This window comes from Kribbella italica, assembly GCF_014205135.1.
Lineage (GTDB): Bacteria > Actinomycetota > Actinomycetes > Propionibacteriales > Kribbellaceae > Kribbella > Kribbella italica.
The window spans coordinates 8,080,222-8,097,574 of sequence record NZ_JACHMY010000001.1 but is presented as its reverse complement, the minus strand read 5'-3'; the positions used below and the strand labels follow the sequence as shown (position 1 = coordinate 8,097,574).

Sequence of the window (17,353 nt, the reverse complement as noted above, 5' to 3'; positions counted from 1 at the left end):
CACCCCAACCACCCGAGCAGCACCCGAAATACTGCCGCCCTCACGATCCAGCACCTCGAAGAACCTCGCCCTCAACTCCCCAGAAACCACGATCCCCACAACTCCCTGAAAATCCAGGGTGTTGCGGGGATCGTTAGAACCTGCCCTGCTCCCGGGGGCCGTTGTCTTGCCGTGGGCGGCGGACGCGCCTAGCGTCGAGAGATGCACGAGCTCGCCATCACGGAGAGCGTTGTCGATGCGATCGTCGAGAAGATCGGCGACGGACCGGTCGCCGCCGTACGGCTGGAGATCGGCAAGCTGTCCGGCGTGGTGGCCGACTCGGTCCGGTTCTGCTTCGAGGTGGTCGCTCAGGGCACCGGCCTGCAGGACGCCCGGCTGGACATCGACGAGCCGCCGGGGCGGGCGTACTGTCGAAACTGTGGTGACGAGTTCGGCCTCGACGAGCCGATCCTCCTGTGCCCGTGCGGCAGCGCGGACCTCGACATCCTCAGTGGCGAGCAGCTGAGAATCATCTCGGTGGAGGTGCCCTGACATGTGCAGCACCTGCGGTTGCGGTCAGCCGGACGGTGCCGGGACCCGGCTGACCGTCGTGCACGACCACCAGCACGACGACGAGCACGGGCACGGCCACGATCACGGCCATGGACATGGACATGGGCACGGGCACGGGCACGGGCACACCGAGGAGCTGACCGCCCCGGAGACCAGGACCGTCGTGCTCGAGCAGGAGATCCTCGCCAGGAACGACGCGCTCGCGGCCGCCAACCGGCACCGCCTGCAGGAGCACGGCATCGCCGCGGTGAACCTGATGAGCTCACCCGGCTCCGGCAAGACCACCGTGCTGGAGCACACCATCCGTGCGATCGGCGGCCGCCGCCCGGCGCTGGTCGTCGAGGGCGACCAGGAGACCCTGTACGACGCCGAGCGGATCCGTGCGACCGGCAGCAAGGTCGTCCAGATCAACACCGGCGCCGGCTGTCACCTGGACGCGCGGATGCTCGCCTCCGGACTGACCCGGCTGGAGCCGCCGGACGGCGCGCTGGTGTTCGTCGAGAACGTCGGCAACCTGGTCTGCCCGGCGCTGTTCGATCTCGGCGAGGCCGCGCGGGTGGTGATCATCTCGGTCACCGAGGGCGCCGACAAACCGGCCAAGTACCCGTACATGTTCCGCACCGCCGACCTCGTCCTGCTGAACAAGGTCGATCTGCTCCCGTACGTCGACTTCGACGTCGACCTGTGCCTGCGCCTGATCGACGAGGTCCGCCCTGGCGCGCGGGTCCTGCAGGTCTCGGCCACGAAGGGCACCGGCATGCCAACCTGGTACGACTGGCTGGACGCCCTCTAACGCCACTTTGTGCACCCACCGGCCACGATTCGACGCTCACCATGACTGGTGAGTGCTCAAAGTCGGGGGTGGGTGGGCGCGTCCTCGCGGATGGTGGTCGCTGCAGGCATCGTTCGTGTGCGGCCGCCGGCGGCCAGCAGGAGACCCGCGGTGAGGGCGAGCCACAGGTAGGCGTTGCCCGCGACCTGTTCCAGCATGTTCCAGTCGAGTTCGCGGTTGCCGCGGCGTGGGACCCACCAGATCGGCGCGAGCATCAGCAGGCCGAACCAGGCCGCCGCGGTCTGCACCGGGAACCGCCGGCCGACCCGCGTGCCGGTGAGCAGCGCGACGCCGAGCGGGATCATCCAGACCCAGTGGTGGCTCCACGAGACGGGCGAGCAGAGCAGGCTGATCATGCCCGCGATCGCGGTGGCGCCGAGCCGCTCACCGCGCAGCCACAGCGCGCGGGTCAGCCACAGTCCGGCGACGACCGTCAGCAGGACGACAGCCTTCCAGGCCAGGCCGCCGCCGTCCATGTCGCCGGTGACGCGGATCAGGAATCCGTTCCAGGACTGGTTGCCCGAGTAGGCCAGCCCGCCGATCCGGGCGGTGTCGGACAGCAGCTTGGTCCAGTACTCCCACGCTGCCGACGGCGCGATCAGGAACCCGGCCAGCACGGTCACGGCGAACGCCGCCGACGCGTGCGCGAGCGCGCGCCACTGCCGGGTGACGACGAGCATCCCGAAGAACACCAGCGGCGTGAGCTTGATGCCGGCCGCGATCCCGATCCAGATCCCCCGGCGCGGCCGGCGGACCTCCAGTACGTCGTACAGGATCAGCGCACAGAGGATCAGGTTGATCTGTCCGTACGACAGGGTCTCGCGGACCGGTTCGATCAGCAGCGACGCGGCGCTGACGGCGATCAGCCCGGCCGGGCCCCACGAGCTCGCCGGCGGGAGGCGGCGCAGGCACAGCCGCCAGATCACCACGATCGCGAACAGCGAGACCGTGATCGACACGCCGTACGCGACCGGCCAGGGCATCACCGCGACCGGGACCATCACCATCGCACCGAACAGCGGGTAGGTGAACGGCATCGTGATGTCGCGCATCCGGGCCGCGTACAGCGAGGCCGGGTCGTCGAGCACCATCGAACCGCCGAGCCGGTAGACCTTCAGGTCCGCGCCGGTGTGGTCCCAGACGAACGGCAAAAGGATGCCGACGGCAACACAAACTCCCACGGTCAGCCACCAGCGGCGCTTGACCGGGTCCCCCAGGATCCCCTGAATCACCCGCCGAGCGTGACAGGACGAAGGGGTCAGACCGGCCTAGACCGACTGGCAGCTTGATGTCACGGCGTGTCGGGAACTTTTCACCGAATAGGTGACAAGAGCAACAACAGCCAGAGTCGCCGCTATCAGATAGGCGTTGCCGGCCAGTTGTTCCGAGAAAGTCCACTCCAGTTCGCGATTCTCGTGGTTCGGCGGCCACCAGATCGGCGCGGCCGCGAAGACCGTGCACCACAAGATGCCGAAGGCAACCTTCAGCCGGCCGGGCAGTCGCTGCAGGACAGCGACACCGAGCGGGATGCACCAGACCCAGTGGTGGCTCCAGGAGACCGGCGAGCAGAGCAGGCCGAGGAGACCGCAGACGGAGACGGCGGCGAGCCGGTCGCCTTGGTCCCAGAGGATCCGGCAGAAGTAGAGGCCGGCGAGGGCGGTCAGCGCCACGAGGACGAGCCAGACCGGGCCGCCGCCGTCGAGGTCGCCCTGGACCCTGACGAGGAAGCCGTTCCAGGACTGGTTACTGGAGAAGGCGAGTCCGCCGACCCGCGTGGCGTCGGAGACCAGCGAGGTCCAGTACGTCGCAGCCGCGCGCGGCGTGACGGCGAAGCCGATCAGCACGGTCGCGGCGAACCCGGCGGTCGCGTAGGCCAGGGCCTTCCACTGCCGGGTGACGACGAGCAGGCCGAAGAACACCAGCGGCGTGAGCTTGATGCCGGCGGCGATGCCGATCCAGATCCCGCGCCGGGAGTGCTTGGTGTTCAGCACGTCGTACAGGATCAGGGCGCAGAGCATCAGGTTGATCTGCCCGAAACCGAGCGTTTCCCGGACCGGCTCCAACAACAGGGACGCGGCAACCACTCCGAGCATCGCTGCCGACGGCAACGAAACGCAGAGCCGCCAGACCGCGACGAGCGCAACCAGTGTGATCGCGGTCCATCCCACCGCGGCAGCAGGCCACGGCACCAGCGCGAACGGCACCATCACCACCGCCGCGAACGGCGGGTAGGTGAACGGCAGCGGAGTACCGGCCAGGCGTACGTCGTACAGGGCTTTGGCATTGTCCAGCAGGGTCGAGCCACCGAGCCGGTAGACCTTCAGGTCCACCATCGCGTGCCGCCACAGCAACGGCAGAACGATGCACGCGGCAACACACACGACCATCGCCGCGACCCACCGCCAGTTCCCCCGCACGGTGGGAACGATACCGCCGGACCGGGTGACGCCTCGGACTCAGCAGATGCGGGGCAGCTGTTCTCCGATCGGGGTGTCGACGACGCGGGTGGCGCCGAAGGTGGTGCGGGTGACGACCATGCCGGGGTGGTCCGGCACGCACTCGCCGATGACGGCCGCGTCGACGCCCAGCGGGTGGGCCTGGAGCGCGGCCAGGACGGCGTCGGCGTCCTCCGGGGCGACGACGGCCAGCAGCTTGCCCTCGTTGGCGACGTACAGGGGGTCGAGGCCGAGGAAGGCGCAGGCGTTGGCAACGGTCTCGGGGATCGGGAGCAGGCTCTCGGTCAGCTCGATGCCGACGCCGGCGGCCTTGGCGATCTCGTTGAGCGAGGTGGCGACTCCACCGCGGGTCGGGTCGCGCAGGACGTGCAGGTCGAGCGTGACGTCGAGCATCGCGGCGACCAGGCCGTTCAGCGGAGCACAGTCGCTGACCACCTCGGTGCCGAACGAGACGCCCTCGCGCACGCTCATGATCGCGATGCCGTGCACGCCGATCATGCCGCTGACGATCACCACGTCACCCGGTACGGCGCGCTGCGGGCGGATGTCGACGCCGTCGGGGACCAGACCGATCCCGGCGGTGTTCACGTAGACGCCGTCGCCGTGGCCGGAGTCGACCACCTTGGTGTCACCGGTCGCGACGATGACGCCGGCCCGGCGCGCCGCCGTCCCGAGGTCGGCCGCGATCCGGCCGACCACGGACAGCTCGACGCCTTCCTCCAGGATGAACCCGCAGGACAGGTACGCCGCCTGCGCGCCCGACATGGCCAGATCGTTGACCGTGCCGTTGACCGCGAGGTCGCCGATGCTGCCGCCGGGGAAGAACAGCGGCTGCACGACGAACGAGTCGGTCGAGAACGCGAGCCGCGCGCCGCCGAGCGTGACCACGGCGGAGTCCGCCATGCCCTCGAGCAACGGGTTCGCGAAGGCCGGGACGAAGAGGTGCTCGATCAGCTCGGCCGACAGTTGCCCACCGCCACCGTGTCCCATCACCACGGCCGGGTGGTCGCGCAACGGCAGCGGGCAGGTCCACCCGTCGAAGTTCGGCCGGGCGGGATCGGGAAGCATCACCTGCTCAGCCAACGGAACTCACCACCTCGGGCGTCTGCAGCCGCCGGTAGAGGTAGTACGCCGCACAGGCGCCCTCGCTCGAGACCATCGTCGCTCCCAGCGGGTTCCTCGGCGTACAGAGCGTTCCGAACGCCTCGCACTCGTGCGGTTTGATGTGTCCCTGCAGCACCTCGCCGCTGCGGCAGACCTTCGACTCCTCGGTGTCGATGTCCCGGACCTGGAACCGGTACTCGGCGTCGTACGCGCGGTACCGCTCGGACAGCCGCCAGCCGCTCCGCGGGATCATCCCGATCCCCCGCCAGGCGCGGTCCGTCGTCTCGAACACGTCGGAGAGCATCGCCTGGGCGGCCGTGTTGCCCTCGTCGGTGACCGCCCGCCGGTACGCGTTCTCGACCACGTGCTCACCGCGCTCCAGCTGCGTCACCGTGCGCAGGATCCCGGCCAGGATGTCCAGCGGCTCGAACCCGGTGACGACGATCGGCACCTGGTACTTCGCGGCCAGCGGCGGGTACTCCGAGACTCCCATCACGCTGCACACGTGCCCGGCCGCGAGGAACGCCTGGACCCGGCAGTTCGGCGACTCCATGATCGCGGAGATCGCCGGCGGCACCCGGACGTGCGAGACCAGCAGGCTGAAGTTCGCGATGTCCTGCTTCCTGGCCTGGTACACCGTCATCGCGTTCGGCGGCGCCGTCGTCTCGAAGCCGATCCCGAAGAACACCACCTCACGATCCGGGTTCTCCTTCGCGATCCGCAGCGCGTCCAGCGGCGAGTAGACCACCCGGACGTCACCGCCCTCGCTCTTGATCCGGAACAGGTCGCGGCCGCTGCCCGGCACCCGCAGCATGTCCCCGAACGAGCAGAAGACGACGCCGGGCTGGGACGCGATCTCCAGCGCCTTGTCGATGATCTCCAGCGGCGTCACGCAGACCGGGCAGCCCGGCCCGTGGATCATCTCGACGCCGTCCGGCAGCAGCTGGTCGATCCCGTGCCGGACGATCGTGTGGGTCTGCCCGCCGCAGACCTCCATCATCGCCCACGGCTTCGTGACGGTCGCATGGATCTGGTCGACCAGCTTCTTCGCCAGCACCGGATCGCTGAACTCGGCCAAGTACTTCATGTCATCGTCTCCTCTGTCCCCGGCGGCCGCCGTTCGCCGGCCTGCTGCGCCGCGAGTCCCCAGTGGTCCCCGAACTCCTCCTCCAGCGCGCCCAGCTGCCGGTACAGCGCCAGCGACTGCCGCGCCGACTCCTCGTCGAGGCGCTGCAACGCGAACCCGACGTGCACGATCGTGTACTCGCCGACCTCCAGGTCGGGCAGGTAGGCCAGGCAGACGTCCTTCAGCACACCGCCGAAGTCCACCATCCCCATCCGCGTGCCGTCCTCTTCCCGGATCTCCACGACCCGTCCCGGAACCGCTAGACACATGCTGTTTCCTCCTTCGGTACGGGGACGCGGGCCGCGACGGCCAGCTGACCGAGTGCGATCCCGGCATCGGTCGGCGGGACCCGCCGGTGCCGCAGTACGGCGAAGCCGGCCGCGCGCAGCGCCCGGCTACTTGCTGAAAGCAACAATTGGTTGACGAACACCCCGCCGGACAGCGCGACCGTCGACAGCCCGCGCGCGGCCCGGGCCTGCTCGGCGACCTCCACCATCACCTCGACCAAGCCTTGGTGGAACCGTGCCCCGATCACCGTCGGCGGCACTCCGTCGACAACATCCCGCACGACGGCCGCGAGCACCGGCGCCGGGTCGATCAGCCCTTCTGCCCAACGGAAACCGTAGGCCTTGCCGAACGGCGCTACCGCGGAAACGCCTTCCAGCTCGATCGCCGCCTGCGCCTCGTACCCGGCGCGGTGGCACACCCCGGCCAGCGACGACACCGCGTCGAACAGCCGGCCCATGCTCGACGTCGGCGCGCACGCCAGGTTCCGGTCGAGCTGCCGCTCGAGGCGATCCAGTTCGTCTCCCGTACAGGCTTGCACCGCCGGCAGCCGCCGATCCCACTCGATGCCGGCCGCGTGCAAATGCGCCAAGGCCATCCGGCACGGGTTCCGGACCCCCGCATCGCCACCGGGCAAGGGAACGTACGCCAGGTGCGCGTACCGCTCGAACCCGTCGTAGTCGGCCAGCAGCACCTCACCGCCCCAGACCGCGCCGTCGTCGCCGTACCCGGTCCCGTCGAAGGCGAAGCCGATCACCGGCCCACCGTCGTACCCGTGCTCGGCCAGCACCGACGCCAGGTGCGCGTGATGATGCTGTACGCCGACCACCGGCCGCCCGTCGGCGTGCAACTGTGCCCACTGCCGCGACCGGTACGCCGGATGCTTGTCCGCCACCAGCACCTCCGGCCGTACGCCGGTCAGCTCCTCGAGATGCCGTTCGGCCCGCTCGAAGGCGGCCAGCGTCGCGAGGTCGTCCATGTCCCCGACGTGTCCCGACAACCACGCGTACCGCCCACCGGCCACGGCGAAGGTGTTCTTCAGGTCTCCACCAACGGCCAGCACTTGCCGCACCGGGAACGGCAGCGCGACCGGGAACGGCGCATAGCCGCGCGAGCGCCGTACGGGCAGCTCCAGCTCGTCCACCACGCGGACGACGGAGTCGTCGCACGGCACGTGGATCGGCCGGTCGTGCCCGAGCCACGCGTCCGCCAGCGGTGCCAGGCGGTCCAGCGCCTCGGCGTCGTCGATCACGATCGGTTCGCCGGAGACGTTCCCGCTGGTCATCACGAGCACGGTCGGCCCGGGCTGGTCGAAGAGCAGCCGGTGCAGCGGCGTGTACGGCAGCATCACACCCAGGTCCGGGTTGCCCGGCGCGACCTCCGCGACGACCGCGGAGCACACGGTACGGCGCAGCAGCACGATCGGGCGCTGGTGCCCGGTGAGCGACGCCTCCTCGGCCGGCCCGATCACCGCGATCTGCCGCGCGGTCTCCAGGTCCGCGGCCATCACCGCGAACGGCTTGTCGCCACGGTCCTTGCGTTTGCGCAGCATCCCCACAGCCGCCGAGTCACCCGCGTCGCAGACGAGGTGGAATCCCCCGATCCCTTTGACCGCGAGGATCCCGCCGCCGGTCAGCACCCGATGGGCCGCGGCCAGCGCGTTCTCGTCGTACGACGGCCCGGCGCCCGGACGCGAGAAGCTGAGCCGCGGCCCGCAGGCCGGGCAGGCGATCGGTTGCGCGTGGAACCTGCGATCGGCCGGGTCGGCGTACTCGCGCGCGCAGTCCGGGCAGAGCGGAAACCCGGCCATCGTGGTGGCGGTGCGGTCGTACGGCAGGCCGGTGACGATCGTGAAGCGCGGCCCGCAGTTCGTGCAGGTGACGAACGGGTGCCGGTACCGGCGGTCCGCCGGATCGTCCTGCTCGGCCGCACAGTCGTTGCACTGAGCAACATCCGGCGAAACCAGCGTACGGCCCGCCCCGCGGGTCGAGTCCCGGATGACGAAGACAGTGCCACCGCGGGCCGGCACCTCCTCCCACGCCACCGACTCCACCACGGCCAACGGCGGCGCGTCCGTCCCGATCCGGCGCCTGAAGGTTCGCACCGCCTCCGGCGCGCCCTCGACCTCGGCGACCACACCGGCCGCCGTGTTCGCCACCTGTCCGGACAGCCCGAGCTCGCGGGCCAAGGCGTACACGAACGGCCGGAAGCCGACGCCCTGAACCACGCCGGACACGGTGATCCGGACCCGGAAACGGGAACCCTGAGCAGCCGTGGCACCCACCACCTGCCGATGGAATTGTCAGGAATGTCTGGTGCAGGCCGATCGCAGATGGCGAAATCGGTCATCGACGGACTCTTTCCGAAGCCTAGACCCGGACCCGGCGTGGGCACCAGAGGGACAATTCGGAAAGGCCGGGGTCCGTTATCCGGCCGGCGGCGGCCCGAACACCGCGTGCACCCGGCGCAGGTCGCGCAGCCTGGGCTCGGTGTCACCGCGCAGCCACCGGCTGATCGTGCGGACCGAGACCCCGGCCCGCTGCGCGGCGGCCTCCTGCGAGAGGCCCTGCCGGGCCAGCACGGACTCCAGCCAGCTGGCGAACGGCTTGTCCCCCACCCGCGGCGACGCCCCGAGCCACGGCCGGGTCGCGCCGTGCAGCACCTCGACCTCCACGCCGTCGGGGAAGATCCGCACGGTGACGTCGAAAGCGCCGTTGTCCGGGCCCGCGGCGGCCAGCAACGCCGTGGTGATCGCGTCGTACAGCGCTGCGCTCTCGACCTGCTCCAGGACGACCGGTTGCAGCGCCTCGCGGACGAACAGCTCCGCGTCCGGCAGCGCACCCGGCCGGGCCGGGAAGGTGTGGGAGACGACCACCACCGGCGCGACGAACAGGCCGTGGTCGGTGTCGCCCGGCGGGAGGTCAGACATTTGTGCACGGCTCTCAGGGGTGATCCGATGCTCAACCGTAGCCCTCGCGCCACCCCTGGTCGACGCGCTCCGGGAAATCACCTAGCTTAGGCTTACCTAATACTCGAGGAATGTCGCGGAATCGTGGAATCCGGGATTTCCCGACAATGCCATTAATATCCGACACAAGTGTCTGTCCCGGTGCCCGGTCGCGACGTAGCCTCCGAAGGGAACTCCCTGTGACGAGGAGGCCCGGACGATGTCGACGACCCTGGAACCCGAGCAGGCGCAGCAGGAGGCCGACGAGGGTGTCGTGCACATCCTCTGGATGAACGGTGGCCTGAGCTGCGACGGCGACTCCGTCGCGCTCACCGCGGCGACCCAGCCCAGCATCGAGGAGATCGTGCTCGGGGCGTTGCCGGGACTGCCGAAGATCGCGGTGCACTGGCCGCTGATCGACTTCGAGTGCGGCCCGGAGACCGGCGCGGACAACTTCATCGAGTGGTGGCACAAGGCCGACCGCGGTGAACTGGAGCCGTTCGTCCTGGTCGTCGAGGGCTCGATCCCGAACGAGGCGATCAAGACCGACGGGTACTGGGCCGGCTTCGGCAACAACCCGGCCACCGGTCAGCCGATGAAGACGTCGGAGTGGCTGGACCGGCTGGCGCCGAAGGCCACGGCGGTCGTTGCCGTCGGCACCTGTGCGGCGTACGGCGGGATCCACGCGATGGCGGGCAACCCGACCGGCGCGATGGGGGTGCCGGACTACCTGGGCTGGAGCTGGAAGTCGAAGGCGGGCCTGCCGATCGTCTGTGTGCCCGGCTGTCCGATCCATCCTGACAACCTGTCGGAGACGTTGGTCTACCTGCTCTACCAGGTGGCCGGTCAGGCACCGATGATCCCGCTGGACGCCGAGCTGCGGCCGCAGTGGCTGTTCGGCGCGACCGTGCACGAGGGCTGCGACCGCGCCGGGTACTACGAGCAGGGCGACTTCGCCAAGGAGTACGGCTCCCCCAAGTGCCTGGTGAAGCTGGGCTGCTGGGGACCGGTGGTCAACTGCAACGTCCCGAAGCGCGGCTGGATCAACGGCGTCGGCGGCTGCCCGAACGTGGGCGGGATCTGTATCGCCTGCACGATGCCCGGCTTCCCGGACAAGTTCATGCCGTTCATGGACGAGCCGACCGGCGCCCGGATCTCGACCGCGGCCAGCACGGTCTACGGCACCGTCATCCGGCGGCTGCGCAAGATCTCCCAGCACCAGAAGAACAAAGAGCCCAAGTGGCGGCACACGGGCCCGAACCTGACCACCGGCTACGAGAAGGTGCGGCAGCCATGACCACCACCGAACCGAAGATCGGCCAGCACCTGGAACCCGATGCCGGCAAGAGCTCCGATGTCGTCGAGATGGCCTGGGACCCGATCACCCGGATCGTCGGCAGCCTCGGCATCTACGCGAACGTCAACTTCAAGTCCAAGACCGTCGAGCAGTGCCACAGCACGTCGTCGATCTTCCGCGGCTACAGCATCTTCATGAAGGGCAAGGACCCGCGCGACGCGCACTTCATCACCAGCCGGATCTGCGGCATCTGCGGCGACAACCACGCCACCTGCTCGGTCTACGCGCAGAACATGGCGTACGGCGTCGCGCCGCCGCATTTGGGCGAGTGGATCGTCAACCTGGGCGAGGCCGCGGAGTACATGTTCGACCACAACATCTTCCAGGAGAACCTGGTCGGGGTGGACTACTGCGAGCGGATGGTCAAGGAGACCAACCCCGGCGTCCTGGAACTGGCGAACCGGACCGAGGCGCCGCACGCCGGCGACCACGGCTACAAGACGATCGGCGACATCATGCGGTCGCTGAACCCGCTGGAGGGCGACTTCTACCGCGAGGCGCTGCACGTCAGCCGCTACACCCGCGAGATGTTCTGCCTGATGGAGGGCCGGCACGTGCACCCCTCCACGCTGTACCCCGGCGGGGTGGGCACGGTGGCGACGATCCAGCTGTTCACCGACTACCTGACCCGGCTGATGCGCTACATCGAGTTCATGAAGAAGGTCGTGCCGTTGCACGACGACCTGTTCGACTTCTTCTACGAGGCGCTGCCCGGCTACGAGCACGTCGGCGAGCGGCGGGTCCTGCTCGGCTGCTGGGGCAGTCTGCAGGACCCGGCGATCTGCGACTTCGACTACAAGACGATGGACGCCTGGGGCAAACGGATGTTCGTCACCCCCGGGATCGTGGTGGACGGCAAGCTGGTCACCAACAACCTGGTCGACATCAACCTCGGCCTGCGGATCCTGCTCGGCAGCTCGTTCTACGACGACTGGGCCGGCGGCGGTCACGAGAAGTTCGTCGACAAGGACCCGCTGGGCAACCCGATCGACGTCCGGCACCCGTGGAACCAGCACACGATCCCCAAGCCGCAGAAGCGCGACTTCGCCGGCGCCTACAGCTGGACGATGTCGCCCCGCTGGTTCGACGGCACCGACCACCTCGCGCTCGACACCGGGGGCGGACCGCTCGCCCGGCTCTGGTCGACCGCGCTGTCCGGCCTGGTGAACACCGACTACGTGCAGGCCACCGGGCAAAGCGTGAAGATCCAGCTGCCCCGGACCGCGCTGAAGCCGGCCACGGAGTACGAGTGGAAGATCCCGCGCTGGAGCAACGCGCTGGAGCGCAACCGCGCGCGGACCTACTTCCAGGCGTACGCCGCCGCGCTCGCGCTGCACTTCTGCGAGAAGGCGATGGCCGAGGTGCGGGCCGGCCGGACCGAGACCTGGACGCCGTTCAAGGTTCCGAGCGACGCGATCTCGTGCGGCTTCACCGAGGCGGTCCGCGGCGTGCTGTCGCACCACATGGTGATCCGCGACGGCAAGATCGCGAACTACCACCCGTACCCACCGACCCCGTGGAACGGCAGCGTCCGGGACAGCTACGGCACCCCGGGCCCGTACGAGGACGCGGTCCAGAACACGCCGATCTTCGAGGAGAACCCGCCGGAGCGGTTCAAGGGGATCGACATCATGCGGGCGGTCCGCAGCTTCGACCCGTGCCTGCCGTGCGGCGTACACATGTTCGTCGGCAACGGGCGGGAGAAGACTCATCTGCACTCGCCCACCCTCGCGGTGAAGCCGTACTGACATGGCAACGTCCAACGGTCGCGACGTCCAGGAACTGAGCGAGCGGATCGACGTGCTGCTGGACGAGGTCCAGCGGCGCGCCGAACCCGAGATCACGGCCAAGGTCGAGGAGCTGGTCCGAGCGGTGCTGGCGCTGCACGGCGCGGGCCTCCAGCAACTACTGGCGCGGCTGGACGAACCGCAGGTCCGGAGCGTGCTCGAGGACGACCTGGTCGCGGGCCTGCTGCTGCTGCACGACCTCCACCCCGACGACGTGGCGACGCGGATCCAGCACGCGCTGGACAGCGTCCGCCCGTACCTCGGTTCGCATGCCGGCGGCATCGACTACCTCGGCATCGACGACGACGGCGTGGTGCAGCTGCGCCTGCAGGGCAGCTGCGACGGATGTCCCGGTTCCACCGCGACGGTCCGGCTGACCGTGGAGAACGCGGTGCTCGACGCCGCGCCCGAGGCCGTCGCCGTCGCGGTGGAGGGAATGGTCGAGACCAAACCGCGGCAGACGCTGCTGACGATCGAGCCGTTCCGGCCGCAGTCCGAGGGCTGGCACCCGGTCACGCTCGTCACGGCGCCCGGGCAGGTGCAGAAGCTCGTGGTCGCCGAGCTCGAGCTGCTGGTCGCCAACCTGGCCGGCACGTTCTTTGCCTACCGCAACAGTTGCCCGGTCTGCTCGTCGGTCCTGCAGCACGGCCGGCTCGAGGGTGACCTGCTCACCTGCCCGCGCTGCACCGCCCAGTACGACGTACGCCTGGCCGGTCGTGCGCTGGCACCGGTCGGCGCCCCACCGCTCGAGGCGATGCCGCTGCTGCCGGACGGGGTCGAGTGGAAGGTCGCCATCCCGGGGAGGCAACCCGCGTGAGACCGTCCTCGACCCTGAGAGCCCTCGCCCGACCGAAGCCACGTCCCGCCCGGCCGGCTCTCGGGGCGGACGCCGGGGCCGGGGCGGGGATGGACGCCGGGGTCGGGGCGGGGGCCCGGACCGGGGCCGGCGTGGACGCCCCAGCCGGGGCAGGGTTGAGCGCCGGGGCGGGGGTGGATCCCGTGGCGGTTCTTCGAGGGTTCACCGGCGGGGTCCGGGCGCAGCTCGCGCCGGGTGAGCAGTGCGAGATGTGCACGGTCCCGATCGGGCCCGTGCACCCGCATGTGGCCGACGTACCGGATCATCGGCTGCTGTGCACGTGCCGCCCGTGCTACCTGCTGTTCGACGTCGAGGCGGCGTCGCGCGGGCACTACCGCGCCGTACCGGAGAACTACCGGCACGACGTGGACTTCGCGATGACCCCGGCGCAGTGGGAGGCGCTGGGCATCCCGGTCGACCTGGCGTTCCTGTTCCAGCAGACCGATCAAGGGCGGCACGTCGCGTTCTACCCGAGTCCCGGCGGGGCCACCGAGTCGCTGCTCGATCTGGCGAGCTGGGCGGAGGTCGTGGCGGGAGATCCGCTGCTGGCCGGGCTCGTACCGGATGTCGAGGCTGTGCTGCTGCGGCGGTTGGACGACGGGTTCGTCTGCTACCTGGTGCCGATCGACGCCTGCTACGAGCTCGTCGGGCTGGTCCGGCAGTACTGGGAAGGGTTCGCCGGCGGCGAGGAGGTCTGGCAGCAGATCGACGCGTTCTTCGCCGGAGTCGCGGAGAAGTGCCGTGGTTGATCTCGAGTTCACCTGCCTGGGGGCCGATGCCGACCGGTACGCCGCGACGCCGACGATCCAGTTGCACCTGCGCATCACCGAGACGACCGGGACGCCGGTGCACGCGCTCGCGCTGCGCTGCCAGATCCGGATCGAGCCGATCCGACGCCGGTACGACGACACGGAGGGCGAGGCGCTCGCGGACCTGTTCGGGGAACGGGCGCGGTGGGGCGAGACGCTGAAGCCGTTGCAGCTGGCGTTCGTGACGCAGATGGTGGCCGGGTTCACCGGGTCGGCCGACGTCGACCTGGCGCTGCCGTGCAGCTACGACTTCGACGTCGCCGCGCACAAGTACCTGTACGCGCTGCGCGAGGGCGGCGTACCGCTGCTGCTGCTCTTCAACGGGACGATCTTCACCGGGCGGCCGGGGACGTTGTCGGTGACCCCGGTCGCATGGCAGAAGGAGACGTCGTACGCGCTGCCGGTGCCGGTGTGGCGGGCGGCGATGGACCAGCACTTCCCGGGGGCCGCGTGGTTGCGGCTGCGGCGCGAGACCTTCGACAAGCTGTACGACTACCGGGCGCGGGAGGCGCTGCCGGGCTGGGACGACGCGATCGAGCGGCTGCTGAAGGAGAAGCTGGGATGAACCGCTTCGACGGGGTGCAGCAGGTCGCAGACGCGGTGCTGTTCGAGGGGTACGTGCTGTACCCGTACCGGGCGTCGGACGGGAAGAACCGGGTGCGCTGGCAGTTCGGCGTCCTGATGCCGCCTGGGTACGCGGATCCGTCGGAACGGTCGTGGTCGCAGACCGACTGCCTGCTGGACGGGTCGGAGGCTGTGGTGACGGTCCGGCTGCGGTTCCTGCAGGCGCAGCGTCGGACGGTCCTGGACGCCGCGGGAGGTGAAGTCGAGGCGCTGGAGACTGCGGACGCGACGTACGTGCCGTGGGACGAGGCGGTCGAGCAGAGCGTGGACTTCGTGGTGCGGCTGCCGGACCTTCCGCTGCGGAAGGGGTTCTCGATCCCGGGTGGGAGCATCTCCGAGGATCTGGGCGTCGGGCAGCTTCGCCGGACCCGCGAGCCGTTGGCCGGGGTCGTCGACCTGAGTGTTTCTGAGCTGCCCGGACCGTACGGCGTCTGCCGGCTCAGGCTGCGCGTCGAGAACACCAGTGCTGACGGCGATCGCGAAAGAGCTGGTGCCCTGCAGCGGGCGCTGATCGCTCATCACGTGCTGATCGCCGCGGAGGGAGCGCGGTTCCTGTCGTTGCTGGAGCCGCCGGAGTGGGCGACCGGGTATGTCGCGGCGTGCGAGAACGTCGGGATCTTCCCGGTGCTCGCCGGTGACCTCGTGCTGTCGTCGCCGATCATCCTGTACGACCACCCGCGGATCGCGCCGGAGAGCCAGGGCGACCTGTTCGACGCGACCGAGATCGACGAGATCCTCAGTCTGCGGACGATGACGCTGACCGACGAGGAGAAACGTGAGGTGCGCGGGACCGACCCGCGGGCCGCGGCGATGCTCCACCGGGTGGACGCGATGCCGCAGGAGCTGCTCGACCGGCTGCACGGGACGTTGCGGTACGTCCGGGAGGTCACAACGCCGGAGCCGGCGGAGGTTCCGTGGTGGGATCCGGGCAACGACGCCACGGTGTCGCCGGAGACCGACACGGTGCAGGTCGGCGGGGTTGCCGTGGGCAACGGCGTACGGGTGCGGCTGCGGCCGGGGATCCGGCGGGCGGACGCGCAGGACATGTTCCTCGCGGACCGGGTGGGGACGGTGGTCGCCGTACTGGCCGATGTCGACGGGCAGACGCATGTCGCGGTGGCGCTGGACGGTGAGGAGGGTGAGGTGCAGCGGTCGCACGGGCGGTACTTGTACTTCGCGCCGGACGAGCTGGAGCCTTTGGTGGGTGCGGGATGAAGGTGCTGATCGCGGGGTTGGGGAACGTGTTCTGCACCGACGACGCGTTCGGGGTGTCGGTGATCGAGGTGCTGGCGCGGCGGTCGTGGCCGGATGGGGTCGAGGTGCGGGACTTCGGGATCCGCGGGATCCACTTGGCGTACCAGCTGCTGGAGCCGTACCAGCTGGTCGTGCTGGTGGACGTCGTCCAGCGGGGTGAGGTGCCGGGCACGGTGTACGTGATGGAGGCCGAGCCGGGCGCCGTACCGGAGGACGAGGTCGCGATGGACGCGCACGATCTCGGGCCGGACGCGGTGCTGGCCCTGGTGCCGCGGTTGGGTGGGACGTTGGGACGGGTCGTCGTGGTCGGGTGCGAGCCCGCCGAGCTGGGGGCGGGGATCGGGCTGACGCCGGCGGTACAGGGCGCGGTGGAGACCGCGGCCCGCCTGGTGACCGACCTGGTCGTTGCCGAGCGGGTGTCGCCGTAATGTGCCTCGGAATCCCGGGCCGGATCGTCAGCACCGTCGAGGGTTTCGACCTCGGGCAGGTCGAGGTGGCCGGCGTGCTGCGGGAGATCAATCTGGCGCTGCTGGACGGGCCGTTCGTACCGGGTGAGTACATCTTGATCCACAGCGGGTTCGCGCTGGAGCGGATGACGGCCGAGCGGGCCGCCGATGCCTTGGCGTTCTTCGGCGGCGAGTGATGATCACCGCGACGACCGCCGCCGGGCCGCTGCTGTTCGTCCGGTACGCGATGGCGCCGAACCTGCTCGGGTACTGCGGACCGGACGACGCGGGGGCGCTGATCACCTCGTCCGTTCGGGGCGCTGTGGACGAGGTGCGCGATCTGGCCCGGCAGTTCGAGAGTGCGTGGCCGTGCTTGCAGCTCATCGCCCGTGCGGCCGGGCTCGACGATCCGCTCGACCAGCGGGTGGTGGAGGCGTACTGGATCGGCAGTCCGCTGCTCGACGATCTGGGCGCGATGTTCGCAGCGGGTGGGCGGCCGCACCACAGCTACCAGGTGTTCTGCGTGTATCCGTGGGTCGCGTTGCTCGGCGACGGGCGCGCGAGTGGACAGGCGCTGCACGTGCTCGACCAGTGCCGGATCCGGTGGGGCCGGGTGGTCGCCGACACCGGTTCGGAGGTGGTGGTCGAGTCGCGGCCGCTGACCTGGAGCGGACAGGTCCTTGCCCTTGGCCCCCTTCGCCGGGAGACCGTCCGGCGGCACGACCTGCTCGACCCGCTCGCGCCCGGTGAGTGGGTCTCGCTGCACTGGCAGTGGGTGTGCGACCGGCTCACGGCCGAGCAGCTGACCGCGCTGCGCGGTTGGTCGGCGTACCACCTGACGATCGCCAACACCGGACTCACCCTTGGATGAGAGGTCTCTCAGATTCGGCTCACGGGTCGCTCATGGTGGCCCGGCAC

18 protein-coding genes are annotated in these 17,353 nt (G+C 69.8%); 11 read left to right on the top strand and 7 right to left on the bottom strand.

Translation table 11 applies throughout. From position 1 onward, the window contains the following. Window positions 1-201 precede the first annotated feature (201 nt). Together HDA39_RS38020 and hypB are read left to right on the top strand one after the other, a co-directional pair. The gene (locus HDA39_RS38020) at window positions 202-531 is read left to right on the top strand and encodes a hydrogenase maturation nickel metallochaperone HypA/HybF (protein WP_184803637.1); all 330 of its coding nucleotides are present in this window, start codon (window positions 202-204) and stop codon (window positions 529-531) included. Between the two features lies 1 nt (window position 532). Next, window positions 533-1,345, top strand: coding sequence for a hydrogenase nickel incorporation protein HypB (gene hypB, locus HDA39_RS38015; RefSeq protein ID WP_184803635.1), 813 nt, complete (start codon window positions 533-535; stop codon window positions 1,343-1,345). 56 nt (window positions 1,346-1,401) lie between these two features. Here hypB and HDA39_RS38010 read toward each other — a convergent pair whose 3' ends face one another. The 7 genes from HDA39_RS38010 to HDA39_RS37980 all read right to left on the bottom strand — a co-directional run bounded on the left by HDA39_RS38010 (window position 1,402) and on the right by HDA39_RS37980 (window position 9,284). After that, window positions 1,402-2,616 carry a glycosyltransferase 87 family protein gene (locus HDA39_RS38010; protein WP_184803633.1) on the bottom strand — a complete coding sequence of 405 codons (1,215 nt, stop codon included), beginning with the start codon at window positions 2,614-2,616 and terminating at the stop codon, window positions 1,402-1,404. A gap of 36 nt (window positions 2,617-2,652) precedes the next feature. Beyond that, window positions 2,653-3,801, bottom strand: coding sequence for a glycosyltransferase 87 family protein (locus tag HDA39_RS38005; protein ID WP_337926060.1), 1,149 nt, complete (start codon window positions 3,799-3,801; stop codon window positions 2,653-2,655). 39 nt (window positions 3,802-3,840) lie between these two features. After that, window positions 3,841-4,923 (bottom strand): hydrogenase expression/formation protein HypE, encoded by a 1,083-nt coding sequence (gene hypE, locus HDA39_RS38000; RefSeq protein ID WP_238356257.1) that lies wholly within the window; start codon window positions 4,921-4,923, stop codon window positions 3,841-3,843. Next, on the bottom strand, window positions 4,916-6,031 hold the full coding sequence (gene hypD / locus HDA39_RS37995) for a hydrogenase formation protein HypD (RefSeq protein WP_184803631.1): 1,116 nt from the start codon (window positions 6,029-6,031) through the stop codon (window positions 4,916-4,918). Before hypD ends, hypE begins: the two co-directional genes overlap by 8 nt. After that, window positions 6,028-6,312 (bottom strand): HypC/HybG/HupF family hydrogenase formation chaperone, encoded by a 285-nt coding sequence (locus tag HDA39_RS37990; protein WP_202893246.1) that lies wholly within the window; start codon window positions 6,310-6,312, stop codon window positions 6,028-6,030. The genes hypD and HDA39_RS37990 overlap by 4 nt, the downstream gene beginning before the upstream one ends. 17 nt (window positions 6,313-6,329) lie before the next feature. Next, the gene (gene hypF, locus HDA39_RS37985; protein ID WP_337926145.1) at window positions 6,330-8,591 is read right to left on the bottom strand and encodes a carbamoyltransferase HypF; all 2,262 of its coding nucleotides are present in this window, start codon (window positions 8,589-8,591) and stop codon (window positions 6,330-6,332) included. A 189-nt stretch (window positions 8,592-8,780) separates the two neighbouring features. After that, window positions 8,781-9,284: a helix-turn-helix domain-containing protein gene (locus tag HDA39_RS37980; protein WP_184803627.1), complete on the bottom strand. Its 504-nt coding sequence runs from the start codon at window positions 9,282-9,284 to the stop codon at window positions 8,781-8,783. Window positions 9,285-9,522: 238 nt separating this feature from the next. Between HDA39_RS37980 and HDA39_RS37975 the strand changes: the two genes are divergently transcribed. From HDA39_RS37975 to HDA39_RS37935, 9 genes are all read left to right on the top strand, one after another. Beyond that, the gene (locus HDA39_RS37975) at window positions 9,523-10,599 is read left to right on the top strand and encodes an NADH-quinone oxidoreductase subunit B family protein (RefSeq protein ID WP_184803625.1); all 1,077 of its coding nucleotides are present in this window, start codon (window positions 9,523-9,525) and stop codon (window positions 10,597-10,599) included. Beyond that, complete coding sequence (locus tag HDA39_RS37970) at window positions 10,596-12,407, top strand: nickel-dependent hydrogenase large subunit (RefSeq protein ID WP_184803622.1); 1,812 nt, start codon at window positions 10,596-10,598, stop codon at window positions 12,405-12,407. The genes HDA39_RS37975 and HDA39_RS37970 overlap by 4 nt, the downstream gene beginning before the upstream one ends. 1 nt (window position 12,408) lies before the next feature. After that, window positions 12,409-13,263, top strand: coding sequence for a NifU family protein (locus HDA39_RS37965; RefSeq protein ID WP_184803621.1), 855 nt, complete (start codon window positions 12,409-12,411; stop codon window positions 13,261-13,263). Between the two features lie 182 nt (window positions 13,264-13,445). After that, entirely contained in the window at window positions 13,446-14,051 is a 606-nt protein-coding gene (locus HDA39_RS37960) for a DUF5947 family protein (protein WP_184803619.1), read from the top strand. Further along, the gene (locus HDA39_RS37955; RefSeq protein ID WP_184803617.1) at window positions 14,044-14,676 is read left to right on the top strand and encodes a DUF6084 family protein; all 633 of its coding nucleotides are present in this window, start codon (window positions 14,044-14,046) and stop codon (window positions 14,674-14,676) included. Before HDA39_RS37960 ends, HDA39_RS37955 begins: the two co-directional genes overlap by 8 nt. Then, window positions 14,673-15,950 (top strand): hypothetical protein, encoded by a 1,278-nt coding sequence (locus HDA39_RS37950; protein ID WP_184803615.1) that lies wholly within the window; start codon window positions 14,673-14,675, stop codon window positions 15,948-15,950. Before HDA39_RS37955 ends, HDA39_RS37950 begins: the two co-directional genes overlap by 4 nt. Next, window positions 15,947-16,417, top strand: a complete 471-nt coding sequence (locus HDA39_RS37945) for a hydrogenase maturation protease (RefSeq protein ID WP_184803613.1) — start codon at window positions 15,947-15,949, stop codon at window positions 16,415-16,417. The genes HDA39_RS37950 and HDA39_RS37945 overlap by 4 nt, the downstream gene beginning before the upstream one ends. Continuing rightward, the gene (locus HDA39_RS37940) at window positions 16,417-16,632 is read left to right on the top strand and encodes a HypC/HybG/HupF family hydrogenase formation chaperone (RefSeq protein ID WP_184803611.1); all 216 of its coding nucleotides are present in this window, start codon (window positions 16,417-16,419) and stop codon (window positions 16,630-16,632) included. The genes HDA39_RS37945 and HDA39_RS37940 overlap by 1 nt, the downstream gene beginning before the upstream one ends. After that, a complete protein-coding gene (locus HDA39_RS37935; protein WP_184803609.1) occupies window positions 16,632-17,306 on the top strand; it encodes a DUF6390 family protein in 675 nt (224 codons plus the stop codon). Before HDA39_RS37940 ends, HDA39_RS37935 begins: the two co-directional genes overlap by 1 nt. Window positions 17,307-17,353: the final 47 nt, after the last annotated feature.

What these genes read in the sequence shown, in the direction of transcription:
- HDA39_RS38020 (WP_184803637.1), top strand. Translation starts at nt 202, where the DNA reads ATGCACGAGCTCGCCATCACGGAGAGCGTTGTCGATGCGATCGTCGAG.
- hypB (WP_184803635.1), top strand. Translation starts at nt 533, where the DNA reads ATGTGCAGCACCTGCGGTTGCGGTCAGCCGGACGGTGCCGGGACCCGG.
- hypD (WP_184803631.1), bottom strand. Translation starts at nt 6,031, where the DNA reads ATGAAGTACTTGGCCGAGTTCAGCGATCCGGTGCTGGCGAAGAAGCTG.
- HDA39_RS37980 (WP_184803627.1), bottom strand. Translation starts at nt 9,284, where the DNA reads ATGTCTGACCTCCCGCCGGGCGACACCGACCACGGCCTGTTCGTCGCG.
- HDA39_RS37975 (WP_184803625.1), top strand. Translation starts at nt 9,523, where the DNA reads ATGTCGACGACCCTGGAACCCGAGCAGGCGCAGCAGGAGGCCGACGAG.
- HDA39_RS37970 (WP_184803622.1), top strand. Translation starts at nt 10,596, where the DNA reads ATGACCACCACCGAACCGAAGATCGGCCAGCACCTGGAACCCGATGCC.
- HDA39_RS37965 (WP_184803621.1), top strand. Translation starts at nt 12,409, where the DNA reads ATGGCAACGTCCAACGGTCGCGACGTCCAGGAACTGAGCGAGCGGATC.
- HDA39_RS37950 (WP_184803615.1), top strand. Translation starts at nt 14,673, where the DNA reads ATGAACCGCTTCGACGGGGTGCAGCAGGTCGCAGACGCGGTGCTGTTC.
- HDA39_RS37945 (WP_184803613.1), top strand. Translation starts at nt 15,947, where the DNA reads ATGAAGGTGCTGATCGCGGGGTTGGGGAACGTGTTCTGCACCGACGAC.
- HDA39_RS37940 (WP_184803611.1), top strand. Translation starts at nt 16,417, where the DNA reads ATGTGCCTCGGAATCCCGGGCCGGATCGTCAGCACCGTCGAGGGTTTC.
- HDA39_RS37935 (WP_184803609.1), top strand. Translation starts at nt 16,632, where the DNA reads ATGATCACCGCGACGACCGCCGCCGGGCCGCTGCTGTTCGTCCGGTAC.